This is a genomic window from Marinilactibacillus sp. GCM10026970, from assembly GCF_042660675.1.
Classification (GTDB): domain Bacteria; phylum Bacillota; class Bacilli; order Lactobacillales; family Carnobacteriaceae_A; genus Marinilactibacillus.
The window spans coordinates 14,560-27,380 of record NZ_JBHSUL010000011.1 but is presented as its reverse complement, the minus strand read 5'-3'; the positions used below and the strand labels follow the sequence as shown (position 1 = coordinate 27,380).

The 12,821-nt window shown below is 37.7% G+C and carries 11 protein-coding genes and 1 other annotated feature; of the genes, 8 read left to right on the top strand and 3 right to left on the bottom strand.

The window, feature by feature from the left end; all coding sequences use genetic code 11:
• Nucleotides 1–18: 18 nt before the first annotated feature.
• Nucleotides 19–993 carry a DUF1002 domain-containing protein gene (locus ACFP65_RS03985; RefSeq protein WP_379916104.1) on the top strand — a complete coding sequence of 325 codons (975 nt, stop codon included), beginning with the start codon at nt 19–21 and terminating at the stop codon, nt 991–993.
• A 46-nt stretch (nt 994–1,039) separates the two neighbouring features.
• Here the strand turns inward: ACFP65_RS03985 and tyrS are convergent, their stop codons facing one another.
• Both tyrS and ACFP65_RS03975 read right to left on the bottom strand, forming a co-directional pair.
• Nucleotides 1,040–2,308 (bottom strand): tyrosine--tRNA ligase, encoded by a 1,269-nt coding sequence (gene tyrS, locus ACFP65_RS03980; RefSeq protein WP_379916102.1) that lies wholly within the window; start codon nt 2,306–2,308, stop codon nt 1,040–1,042.
• Nucleotides 2,309–2,324: 16 nt separating this feature from the next.
• Nucleotides 2,325–2,831, bottom strand: a complete 507-nt coding sequence (locus ACFP65_RS03975; RefSeq protein WP_379916100.1) for an NUDIX hydrolase — start codon at nt 2,829–2,831, stop codon at nt 2,325–2,327.
• 71 nt (nt 2,832–2,902) lie between these two features.
• Nucleotides 2,903–3,106 (bottom strand) — a binding site (T-box leader).
• A gap of 203 nt (nt 3,107–3,309) precedes the next feature.
• Between ACFP65_RS03975 and ACFP65_RS03970 the strand changes: the two genes are divergently transcribed.
• The 7 genes from ACFP65_RS03970 to ACFP65_RS03940 all read left to right on the top strand — a co-directional run bounded on the left by ACFP65_RS03970 (nt 3,310) and on the right by ACFP65_RS03940 (nt 12,290).
• On the top strand, nt 3,310–5,721 hold the full coding sequence (locus ACFP65_RS03970) for a glycoside hydrolase family 31 protein (RefSeq protein ID WP_379916098.1): 2,412 nt from the start codon (nt 3,310–3,312) through the stop codon (nt 5,719–5,721).
• A gap of 196 nt (nt 5,722–5,917) precedes the next feature.
• Nucleotides 5,918–6,745, top strand: coding sequence for a Cof-type HAD-IIB family hydrolase (locus ACFP65_RS03965; RefSeq protein WP_379916096.1), 828 nt, complete (start codon nt 5,918–5,920; stop codon nt 6,743–6,745).
• 349 nt (nt 6,746–7,094) lie between these two features.
• The gene (gene metG / locus ACFP65_RS03960) at nt 7,095–9,131 is read left to right on the top strand and encodes a methionine--tRNA ligase (protein ID WP_379916094.1); all 2,037 of its coding nucleotides are present in this window, start codon (nt 7,095–7,097) and stop codon (nt 9,129–9,131) included.
• Between the two features lie 101 nt (nt 9,132–9,232).
• A complete protein-coding gene (locus ACFP65_RS03955) occupies nt 9,233–10,000 on the top strand; it encodes a TatD family hydrolase (RefSeq protein WP_379916092.1) in 768 nt (255 codons plus the stop codon).
• Between the two features lie 33 nt (nt 10,001–10,033).
• Nucleotides 10,034–10,585, top strand: a complete 552-nt coding sequence (gene rnmV / locus ACFP65_RS03950) for a ribonuclease M5 (RefSeq protein ID WP_379916232.1) — start codon at nt 10,034–10,036, stop codon at nt 10,583–10,585.
• Nucleotides 10,572–11,480 (top strand): 16S rRNA (adenine(1518)-N(6)/adenine(1519)-N(6))-dimethyltransferase RsmA, encoded by a 909-nt coding sequence (gene rsmA, locus ACFP65_RS03945; protein WP_379916090.1) that lies wholly within the window; start codon nt 10,572–10,574, stop codon nt 11,478–11,480. Before rnmV ends, rsmA begins: the two co-directional genes overlap by 14 nt.
• Before the next feature lie 564 nt (nt 11,481–12,044).
• Nucleotides 12,045–12,290, top strand: a complete 246-nt coding sequence (locus tag ACFP65_RS03940; protein ID WP_225744723.1) for a Veg family protein — start codon at nt 12,045–12,047, stop codon at nt 12,288–12,290.
• A 135-nt stretch (nt 12,291–12,425) separates the two neighbouring features.
• Here ACFP65_RS03940 and ACFP65_RS03935 read toward each other — a convergent pair whose 3' ends face one another.
• Complete coding sequence (locus ACFP65_RS03935) at nt 12,426–12,821, bottom strand: VOC family protein (protein ID WP_379916088.1); 396 nt, start codon at nt 12,819–12,821, stop codon at nt 12,426–12,428.

The window sequence follows — 12,821 nt, the reverse complement described above, 5'->3', positions numbered from 1 at the left end:
CGAAAGGAAGCTTAACAAATGAAACAGTTAAAAAGAACTTTTTTAAAAGCGATAGCAGTATTAACGACACTTACTTCTGTTGCAGCCTTCAATACAACTCAAACCGTAGAAGCAGCTGGAATTGATACAAGTGTTGTAAACGAAGCGTGGGGATTACCGACATTTGTTTACGGTGGTGGATTAAATCAAGAACAAGTACAAGAAACAGCTGATATTTTGGGAATAGATAATATGGATAATGTAGCTAGCGTGGATGTTACGGGAGCTGATTTGCAGCAATACTTAGGGACAGGATCTGGGAATACAGCGAGCATGATCTCTTCCGTGCTTGTTCAAAGAGAAAATGAAGGTTCTGGTGTAGAGGTACTGATTGAAACGCCAGATGATATTACTCAAATCACACAGGAACAATATGCCAATGCGGCTATTACTGCCGGGGTGGAAGATGTGACGATCATGGTAGCGAGTATTCGTCCAGTAACCGGTGAAAGTGCCTTGACTGGGATTTACAAAGCGTTCGACGTAAATGGTGAAGAATTAGATCAGGACCGTATGGAAGTTGCGCAAGAAGAACTTGAGACAACCAATCAAATTGCACAGGAAAACAATGCAGAATCTAACTTTGATACTTCTCGTTTTGATCAGGCAATTGTGGAAATTAAACAGCAATTAGCGGATTTGAAAGAACGCCAAGGAGAACTGGCTACAAGAGAAGATATTGAGCAGATCATCAATGATGCATTAGAAAATAACAATCTTCAAAACGTCATTTCACAAGACCAGTTGGATCGTTTGCTGGCTTTCTTTGAAAGATATCAACAGACAGGTGCGATTGATTCAGCACAAGTAAAAGAGCAACTCGAACAATTGTCTAGTAACATCCGTGACCGATTCGGAGATGCGTTCCAGCAAGCTGAGGAAAGTGGATTGTTTGATCAAATCGGCAATTTCTTCCGTTCGATTTGGGAAGCTATAACAGGCTTCTTTAATTAAAAGAAAAACGACTGACTCGATAACAATAGACGAGTCAGTCGTTTTTTTAGTCTTCCAGATTTACTAAGAAGTATTTTTTCTTACCGCGTCGAACGATCACAAATTGGTTCTCGAAACTATCTTTTTCAGATAACTCGTAATCGACGTCTTGAATTTTTTCTCCTTTGATTGTGATAGCACCATTTTTGATGTCTTCACGAGCTTGACGACGAGAAGGTTCGATTCCTGTAATATCTACCAAAAACTCTACTAAATTGTGTGTGCCTTTTTTAGCTTGAGAAGAAGGTACATCTTTAAAGGTTGTTGCGATTTGTTCTGCCGTAAGATCTTGAATTTCTCCAGAAAATAAGGCCTTTGAAATTTTAAGCGCTTCGTCTAGCGCATCTTGTCCATGAACAAAGGTTGTCATTTCTTCAGCCAACGCTTTTTGAGCAGCACGTTTATGTGGTTCAGTTTCTACTTGCTCTGCTAGTGTATCGATTTCTTCTTTAGATAAGAAAGTAAAGTATTTCAGGTATTTCACAATATCACGGTCATCTTGGTTGAACCAGAATTGGTAAAATTCGTAAGGCGTTGTTTTTTCAGGATCAAGCCAAATTGCGCCTTCCGCTGATTTACCAAATTTAGTACCATCTGCTTTGAGTAGTAAGGGAATTGTCAGACCAAAGGCTTTCGCTTCTGATCCTTCTTTTTTACGGATCAAGTCCAGACCGGCAGTAATATTTCCCCATTGATCAGATCCACCGATTTGCAATCTAACATCTTCATTTTGGAATAAGTGTAAAAAGTCGACAGACTGGATGATTTGGTAGCTAAATTCAGTAAATGAAATCCCGGTATCCATACGGTTTGCTACAACATCTTTTGCCAACATCGTATTGATATTGAATTCTTTACCAAAGTCCCTCAGGAAATCAAGAAAACTCAAACCACTCAGCCAGTCGTAATTGTTTACAAGTTTAATTCCTGATTGCTCAGATCCAGCTTCAAATAACTGACGCATCTGTCCACTAAGTTTTTCTGCATTGGCAACAATTTGATCCATTGTTTGAAGGACGCGTTCAGAATTACGGCCGCTTGGATCACCGATTGATCCCGTACCACCACCGATCAAGATAACGGGTTTATGTCCAGCAAGCTGAAATCTTTTCAAGATCATAAAGGGAATCAAATGCCCAACGTGCATACTATCTCCAGAAGGATCGATTCCGCAGTATAAAGCGATACTCTCTTCATCCGTTAACTTCTTTAGACCTTCTTCATCTGTTTGCTGGTTGATAGCGCCGCGCCATTCCAGTTCTTCTAAAATATTCATTGTTCATCTCCAATAGTTATTTTTTATTTTCAAATTCAGTTCGAATGTTCCAGTGGTTGAAAATCATTTTGTTCATTAAATCTGGGTCGTTACGTTGTTCTTCTAGCACCTTCAATATAAGCGGAGAAGCATTTTCTATGGTTAGGTTTTCTAAAGGCATCCAAATGGTTCCCTCTGAATCATTTAGGCCATCGACTACGACTTTAGGTAAAGATTGAACGGTTTCGCTTAATAAGATGGTATACAAAGCGAATACGTGATGCGTCGTAAAGGTAGTCTGAGTTGCACGGACAAATGCATCATATATTCTAGGATGGTCGTACTGTAAGACTTTTTGTCCAGTTTCTTCAAGCACTTCTCTGACCAGTGTTTCTGTTAGTCCTTCACCAGCTTCTTGACTACCCCCAGGTAAATCATAACGATACTGATAAGGCCCAGAGTTTTTAAGAATACATAGTAGTTTACCTTGTTTGATACAAACACCATATACTCCAAAATGTGTTTTATATTCATAGTCATCCAATACAACCACCCCCTTAATAGAAAAATCAAATTTAGAACACAAAAAAAGCCCCATAAAAAGTTTATACTTTTTACCGGGACGAACATAGCCGTGGTACCACCCTGATTGAAACAGACAATGACGTCTATTTCCACTCATACCCATAACGCTGGGTAGCGCCTGCAAAGGTTCGCTCCAAGGTGTAATTCATTTGATCTGTGTGTGCGAATTTCCAGTATTCATTCGCTTCCTGAGACAGTGACAGTCAAACTACTTTGCCTATTCATAGCAATTTATATTCTATATAGCGTTCAGTATAGTTTATAGAAAATCATTAGTCAACAAGTTTCAGTGTTTGTACATGGAATGGAGTAGGTAATTTTATGAACATTAAAAGAATCGTTTCAAATCGACTAATAAAAGGCAAAGCAGTTCTATCACACTTTTAGATATGATAAACTAAATTACAATAGTTATTAGCAGAAAGGAAGACGATCATTTGGTAACCAAAAGAAAAGAAATATTTAAAACCGAAGTAGAACCAGTAGCCCCTAAAGAGTCTCAAGTTATCTGGGGAAATTATCGCTTTTCTGTATTAACCTCAGCGATGATTCGAGTAGAATATGATCCGAGCGCAGATTTCGAGGATGCTGCTACTCAGACTGTATTGAACCGGAATTTTGAAACACCTGAATATAAATTGAAAGAAACCGACGATTATATTGAAATCATTACGTCTCATGTGCATTTGAACTTTCATAAGGAGCGAGGTGGATTTACTAAAAATAATCTACGTATCGAAGCTTTAGGTAATTATAGTCTGTATCACAGCAGCTGGTATTTTGGAGACAAGCCAGATACATTAAAAGGAACAGCTAGAACGTTAGATTTTTCAGATGGTCAAATTGAACTTGAAGAAGGGCTCATGAGCAAAAACGGATTTTCTATCATTGATGATAGTAACTCGATGCGTCTGACAGAAGACGGTTGGGTTGAGAAGAGACCTGGGGATGTGATAGATATCTATTTCCTAGGATATGGGCGAGATTATTTAGGAACATTGAGAGATTACCATCATTTGACAGGGCACACACCCATGCTACCTAGATATGCTTTAGGGAACTGGTGGAGTCGTTATTATGCCTACTCAGAGTCTGGTTACAAGAAACTTGTCCGAAAATTTGAAGAAAAACAAATTCCTTTCTCTGTAGCGGTTCTTGATATGGACTGGCATATAACAGATATTCCGCCGGAGTATGGATCAGGATGGACTGGTTACACTTGGAACAAAGAATTGTTTCCAGAACCAGAAGAGTTTTTGAACTGGCTTCACAAACACGGAATGAGAACAACTTTAAACTTACATCCAGCAAACGGGGTTCAGCCATTTGAAGAAATGTACGAACCGATGGCTAATGAACTCAATGTAGATGTCGAAAATAATGAGCCAATCAGTTTTGATATTGCAGATACAGAATTTCTAAATGCTTATTTTGAATACTTGCATCATCCTCACGAGGAAATCGGCGTTGATTTTTGGTGGATAGACTGGCAACAAGGAAGCGTAACAAAAGTAGAAGGATTAGATCCACTTTGGATGTTGAATCATTATCACTTCCTTGATCACGGTAGAGGAAATGATCGACCGCTAATTTTCTCACGCTACGCAGGGCTCGGTTCTCATCGCTATCCGATTGGATTCTCAGGAGACACAGCTTCAACATGGGATGCATTGAATTTCCAACCGTACTTCACAGCTACTGCATCAAATGTAGGCTACAATTGGTGGAGTCATGACATTGGTGGACATCTCGGCGGCGTAAAAGACAGTGAACTATTTATTCGTTGGGTTCAATTCGGTGTATTTTCACCTATCAATAGACTTCACAGTCAAGATGGTGAATTCAGCGGAAAAGAACCATGGAGATATGGTATGAAAGCAGAAAGAATCGTTACAGAATTTATGCAGCTAAGGCATAAACTGATTCCTTATTTGTATACGATGAATGTATTAACAAACAAAGATAATTTCCCGTTGATACGTCCAATGTACTATCATCACCCTTGGGAAAATGAAGCATATGAAGTACCAAATCAATATTACTTTGGTACACAACTGTTAGTTGCACCAATCACGTCACCGATCAAGGGAGACTTAAGATTAGCCCGTGTCAAAACATGGTTGCCAGAAGGTATGTGGATCGATTTCTTTAACGGTAGAGTCTACGAAGGTGGAAGAGTCCTTGATGTATATAGACCATCTTCAACTATGCCAGTTTTTGCTAAAGCCGGCGGGATCGTTCCAATGGATCAAAGATGTGAAAATGGAACAGATAATCCTGAGAATATGGATGTCAAAATTTTTGCAGGAGCAGATGGCAGCTTCTCTATGTACGAAGATGATGGGTTTGCAAAAAATACAGAATACGGGACAACAAAAATGTCTTTGAAGTGGCATGAAAAAGATACCGACTGGTCTATATTCCAAATCCAGCAGCCTGAAGGTCATCTGGACTGCCTGCCAGAAAAGAGACAATTCAATTTAACCTTTGTAGGCTTCTCTTATGACGATGAACCAGAAGTGTTTGTGAAAGACCAGAAAGTGGATGTCAACGTTATGAAAAAAGGTCGATTCACGACAATTGAAATTCCAGAACAAGATATCGATGCTTGGTACTTTGTAAGATTCAAAGGCGTTTCAGCCAAGAAAAATGATATGCTTGGAGAGGTATTCAGTTTTCTAGATCGAGCACAGTTATCAACGAACTTAAAAGAAAAAATTTATACAACTGTGCGTAAAAGTAGAAATAGTGCCAGAGTCATCAGTGGTTTACTGGCACTGGATATTGATCCTGATTTACTTGAAGCGCTGAGTGAACTCATCTGGGCAAATCCAGGAGATACAGATTGACGACAAGAGTTAACAGATAATGAGTGGAAAGAAGAGGCTAGAAATATTCTAGGCCTCTTTTTATTTAGTATGATTAGAGTAAAGAGAATGGTACAATAGAGTTTAGAAAAGATCGTTTAATAAACTATTACTAGCTAGTTAACGATGCATAAATAGCAGAGTATGATCAAATTTTTTTAGGGAAGCGAGTTTGTCTATGAAGAAAGTCGTATTTTTTGATATCGACGGTACACTGGTATCAAGTCAGAATCATATTCCTGAATCAACCAAAAGAGCTATAAAAGCTTTGAAACAGCAGGGAATTCTACCAGTCATTGCAACAGGAAGAGCAACAGTTCTATTAGAAGAAGTTAGAAAAGAACTTGAAATTGACAGTTATATCGCAATGAATGGTCAGTTGGTCGTCTTAGAAGGTGTACCGATATTTACAAACCCTCTACCAAAAGACGTATTGAATCGACTAATGGAAAAAGCCGCACAAGATCGTAAAGGAATTGTGCTGTGTGGGACAGAAGATATTTACAGTAATTCCTTTGTTTCTCTAGTCAAAAGAAGTTCTGTTTTGAGTGTTTTGAAACATATTGGCAAGTTGATTCCAAACCGTATCCAGATGTCTTTGTTCAGTCGTTTGATTCGAAAGCCACCAAAACCGGAAGCTTTTGAAGGGAAAGATATTTGTCAGGTTCTTTTAGAATTAGACAAAAAAGAGGAAACAACCTATAAAAACCAGTTCCAAGAACTGCACTTTACAAGATCAAATGATTATACTGCCGATGTGATTAGTGCTAATATTTCTAAAGCTACAGGAATTGATCAAGTCATTCAGCAATTAGGCATCGATATTCAGGATACTTATGCCTTTGGAGATAGTTTGAATGATCTCGAAATGATTCAGCATGTCGGAACAGGTATCTCAATGGGGAATGGTTGGAAAGAATTAAAAGAAGTTGCAGACATCATTACAGAAGATGTCTCTGAAGACGGTATTGAAATTGCTCTAAAAAAACTAAACTTGATTCCTTAAAGCTACTATAACTGCCTCGTTTTTTTGAGGCAGTTATTTTAGTTTATCTATCCACTTGTCTCAGTTCAGCTCAGTCTAATGTTAACGATCGTACAGGCAGTAATAATTTTTGTTTGTGATACTAGGTGGAAAGAAATAGGATTTAGAATGAGAGGCAGTCATCGAGGGGAAAACAGAGGGAATGGGTCATGAATTTTGTGCATAATGCAAGGCTGGCTTTGGTTCTCGTCTTCAAACTGATGTTGTTGTATGCTATACTATTCAAGTATTCAATTAAAGAGTCAGAGACGATCGAATAAGATGCATGCATCTTTATAAATAAGTATCAATCATCTAGGAGGACACGAATTTGTCTGGAGAAAATTCATTTTATATTACTACACCAATCTATTATCCGAGTGGAAAGCTGCATATCGGTAATGCTTATACAACGATCGCTTGTGACGTTGTAGCGCGTTATAAAAGACTACAAGGATTCGATACGTTTTATTTAACCGGAACAGATGAACATGGACAAAAAATTGAAACAAAAGCAAAAGATCTAGGTCAAACGCCGCAAGAATATGTAGATGGTATGGCAGAAGGCATTCAGGATTTATGGAAAACTCTTCAAATCTTAAACGACCAGTTTATTCGCACAACAGATAAACAGCACAAAGAAGTGGTTGCGAAGATTTTTGAAAAACTTCTTGAACAAGGCGATATCTATTTAGGAGATTACGCTGGATGGTACTCTGTTTCTGATGAAGAATTTTTTACAGAAACACAGCTTGAAGAAGTCTACCGCGATGAAGCAGGAAATGTAACTGGCGGGATAGCGCCAAGTGGACACGAAGTAGAATGGGTAAAAGAAGAATCCTATTTCTTTAAGATGAGTAAATACGCGGATCGATTACTGGATTACTACGAAAGTCACCCTGAATTTATTCTTCCAGAATCTAGAAAAAATGAAATGATCAATAATTTTATCAAGCCAGGTTTAGAGGATCTAGCTGTATCTCGTACAACATTTGATTGGGGTGTTCCAATCCAATCGAATCCTGAACATGTGATTTATGTATGGATTGATGCGTTATCTAATTATATTACAGCACTAGGCTATGATCCTGATTTAGGTGGATTTGAAAATCAACCTGAACAATTTAGAAAATATTGGCCGGCAGATGTGCATATGGTCGGTAAGGAGATTGTTCGTTTCCATACGATTTATTGGCCAATCATGTTGATGGCTCTTGACTTGCCATTACCGAAGCAAATTTTCGCCCATGGCTGGTTACTGATGAAAGACGGTAAAATGTCTAAATCCAAAGGAAATGTTGTATATCCGGAATTCCTTGTAGAGCGTTATGGATTAGATGCCTTAAGATACTATCTGATGCGTGAAGTTACATTCGGAAGCGACGGTATTTTCACACCAGAAGAGTTCGTGAACCGTATGAACTTTGACTTGGCGAATGACCTTGGAAACCTATTGAACCGTACGGTAGCGATGATCAACAAATATTTTGACGGTCAAGTACCTGAATATAAAGGCAACGTAACAGCCTTTGATGGAACATTACGTCAAACTGCTACCGATTCAATTAAAGAATATAATGAACATATGAACACGATGCAATTCAGTTCAGCATTGTCTTCAGTGTGGACTTTGATTTCTCGTACAAATAAATATATTGATGAAACACAGCCTTGGGTGCTTGCAAAAGAAGAATCCAGTAGAGAAGAACTAGCGAGTGTGATGGTACATTTAGCTGAAAGTCTAAGAATCGTTGGGATTTTACTTCAGCCAGTACTCGTTGAAACACCGGCTAGAATCTTTGAACAATTGGGTGTATCTGAGAAGAATACAGCTTGGGAAACAGTTTTATTCGGACAATTCCCTGAAAACACCTCTGTTATTAAAAAAGGTGATCCGATTTTCCCAAGACTGGATAAAGAGGAAGAAATTGCAGCTATACAAGAAGCAATGGCTTCTACAAGTCCAGCTCAGGAGGAAGAAGACGAAGATGAGTGGAATCCAGAAGAGGTTCAACTTTCTTCCGTTAAAGAAAAAGAAATCAAATATGATGTTTTTGACAAAGTGGAACTAAAGGTAGCTGAAATTATTTCTTGCGAACGCGTTGAAAATGCAGACAAATTGCTGAAATTTCGACTAGATGCAAACGATGAAGGTGGACATCGTCAAATTCTTTCTGGGATTGCAGAATACTATCCAGAATTCGACCAATTGATTGGTAAAAAAGTTGTGATTGTTGCGAATCTGAAACCACGTAAAATGCGTGGAGAAATCAGTCAGGGTATGATTCTTTCTGCTGAAGATGAAAAAGGGAATTTAACAGTTGTTGAGGCGCCTAAGCATATGCCTAACGGATCAATCGTAGCATAAAGTGAAAATCGGATTGAATGTAATTAGTGAAGAGCTGGGGATCATCCTGGCTCTTTCGTTTTGGCTGGTTATGGAATAGGAAAAAAGGAAGGCAGGATTATATGTTTTTTGATACACATACACATCTGAATGTTGATAAGTTCAAAGGCGAAGAAGCTGAACTGATTGAAGAAGCTAGAAAACAGAATGTTAAAAAGATGGCAATTGTAGGATTTGATACGCCGACAATTGAAAAAGCATTACAACTTAGCCAGGATTACGAAGGCGTTTACTCTATTATTGGCTGGCATCCTACAGACTCAGAAACCTATATAGATCAAGTTGAAGAAAAGCTGATTCAACAGTTGCAACTTCCAAAAGTCATTGCAATGGGCGAAATGGGACTGGATTATTACTGGGATACCGCTTCAAAAAAATCTCAACACGAAGCCTTTAAGAGACAAATCAAAGTCGCTAAAGAATTAAAGTTACCAATTAGTATTCACAATCGCGATGCAACGGAAGACACCTATAAGATTTTAAAAGAAGCACAAATTCAGGATATTGGTGGAATCATGCATAGTTTTAATGTCGATACGTATTGGATGGAAAAGTTCCTTGATTTAGGGATGCACATCTCATTAAGTGGTGTTGTAACATTCAAGAATGCTCCTGAAGTAAAAGAGGTTGCTCAAACAGTGCCATTTGATAGATTACTGATCGAGACCGATGCACCTTATTTAACACCGATGCCTTATCGTGGAAAAAGAAATGAACCGAGTTACGTAAGATTCGTAGCTGAAGAAATTGCGCGCTTGAGAGCGTGTTCGATTGAAGAAGTCGCTACTCAAACCACGAAAAATGCTGATAAGCTGTTCAAACTGACTTAAGACAGGAGTCGTGAGTTGAAAAAATTACAAGAAATGATTGTCGTTGAAGGAAGAGATGATACGAAAAGAATTCAACTAGCCGTTAACGCGGATACGATCGAAACAAATGGTTCTGCTATAAACGAAGAAATCTTGGAGAGAATCGAACTTGCTCAACAAACACGAGGGGTCATTGTCTTCACTGATCCTGATGTTCCAGGAGAAAAAATCCGTAAGATAATTTCCAGAAAAATACCTGGCGTAAAACATGCTTTTTTGAATCAAGATGAAGCGCGACCGAGTAAAAAGGGGAGTTTGGGCATTGAGCATGCTTCTATTGAAACCATTCAAAAAGCACTGGATGGCTTGTATGGAGATCGTACAGATACGGTCCCAGCGATTGATAGGAAATTTCTTTTAAGTAAAGGATTGATGGGAAAACCACATTCCAAAGAGCTTAGAATTAAATTAGGAAATGAATTGAGAATTGGATATACTAACGGTAAACAGCTGGAGAAAAGGTTGAACATGTTTGGTATTACTCAAGAAAAAGTCGAACAAGCACTATTGAAAATACGAAAGGAGGAAGCAAATGGAGGAATATAAAGAAATTGCCACACCAGCTAGAACAAAGGCGATATTAGATAAATACCGTTTAGCTGCTAAGAAAAGTTTAGGACAAAACTTTATTGTTGATACGAATATTTTAGAAAAAATCGTCAATGCTGGTGCAGTGGATGATCGTACAACTGTAATAGAGGTAGGTCCTGGGATTGGCGCATTGACTGAACAAATTGCCAAACAAGCAAAAGAAGTGGTTGCCTTTGAGATAGATGATCGTCTGCTTCCAGTTCTCAAAGATACATTGTCTCCGTACTCCAATGTTAAGGTGATTCATCAAGATATATTGAAAGCAAATCTGGAGACTTTTGAAGAAGAGTATTTAAAAGATGCAGAACGTGTTGTTGTGATTGCTAATTTACCTTATTACGTTACTACGCCCATTATTTTGAACTTTTTGGAGTCATCATTACCGATTGATAGCTTAGTCCTAATGATGCAAAAAGAAGTAGCAAATCGTTTATCCGCAAGTCCAGGCACAAAGGCCTATGGCTCGCTTTCAATTGCTGTTCAGTATTATATGGACGCAGAAGTAGCGCTTATCGTACCTAAAACAGTTTTTACCCCTCAGCCAAATATAGAGTCAGCAGTCATTAAATTGACGCGTAAAAAAGATGCAGAAGTCGTTGTAAAAGATGAGACCGTCTTTTTCCAAGTAGCTCGTTCTGCTTTTGTTCAAAGAAGAAAAACCTTGTGGAATAACCTTCAAGTCGCTTATGGAAAAGAACCAGAAATTAAAGAAAAACTTCAACTCGCATTGGAACAAGCTGAAATTGATCCTAAAAGACGAGGAGAAACATTGTCGTTAAAAGAATTTGGAAAACTTGCTGATGCGCTTGTTGAACAGAACTTGGTTATGCAAAATAATCAAAAGAATTAATCACATAAATTCATCTCACAAGATAGACACAGTTGTCTGAAAAGTGGGATGGATTTTTTTAGTAGACGAACGAACGGAACTGAAGGGCTTTTTGAGAGATTTAAATGTAAAATGTTCGGTTTTTTTGGTTTCACTCAAAATAGAAGAGACTACGTATAGAAGTTTAGTATGGAAATAAAAGTCTATATTTACTAAATAATCAAATAATTGAGAATTAAGATAAGTGAAGTCAAACCGACTATATTAACTTGAAGGTATTATACAGAATAATGTAAAGTTTAAGTAAAAAGTATAAAATTATCGTAAAATGTCTTAAAAACGAGTGATTAGATGATTAAGAAGCTTATTAACAAAAATAAATACAATAAGCTTTGTTAAAATAATACGGATGAACGGATTGAGAAACAAAGGTTTATGGTAAGAGATATAACAAAATGATTAGATTATTAAAAAATCACCATATTTTAGTATATGATTTGAATTCGATCTTTATTTTCAAATTTTCTTTTAATTTTCGTGTTTATGTGGTATACTTTATTTATAACTTTGTGAGGTGAGTCGATTATGCCAATTACTATAGCAAGTATAAAGCAAAATCTTGACGGTCAATTAGGGAAAGAAATTAAATTGACAGCTCAAGCCGGACGAAAAAAAACGACGGAACGCAAAGGAATACTGACAGACACATTTCCTGCCGTGTTCATTGTTGAATTAAACAAAGAAGAAAATGCTTATGAACGTGTTTCATATAGTTATGCCGATGTTTTAACACAGACAGTTGAACTAGAATTTTTAGGTAGCGAACTTTAAAGTAAATTAGTTTGATGAAAGTAAGTCTCATTTTGACTTGCTTTTTTTATAAACTAAGCTATAACCCGTACATATCTCAACAAAACATAAAGCCACCAATTTTCAGGATAAATTCCTAAAAGCTGGTGGCTTTTTTTATGGCGCTACAATCTCAACTTTTATTCTATCGGGGTCTTCGAAATAAACAGCGTAATGAGATTCCCCTCCTGCGAATGGATGTTTTTCAGAATAAAGAACAGAAATCTGCTTTTCTTTTAACTTTTGTGTAAGTTGGTCGACGTGTTCTGTCGATTCAGCATGAAAGGCTAGGTGGTTTAGTCCTACTCGGCACCTATGGTAAGAAATATCTAAAAAACGTTCTTCTGCTTGTACAAAAACGAGATAAGTATCTTCTAGCTTCCAGCTTTGTCCTTGTTCCCATTTCTGATAAGGCACATACCCCAATTCCTCGAGTAGCCATCCCCAAAACTGAACCGATTGTTTTAAATTAGATACATACAGTTCCAAGTGGTGTAATAGACCACGATTCAT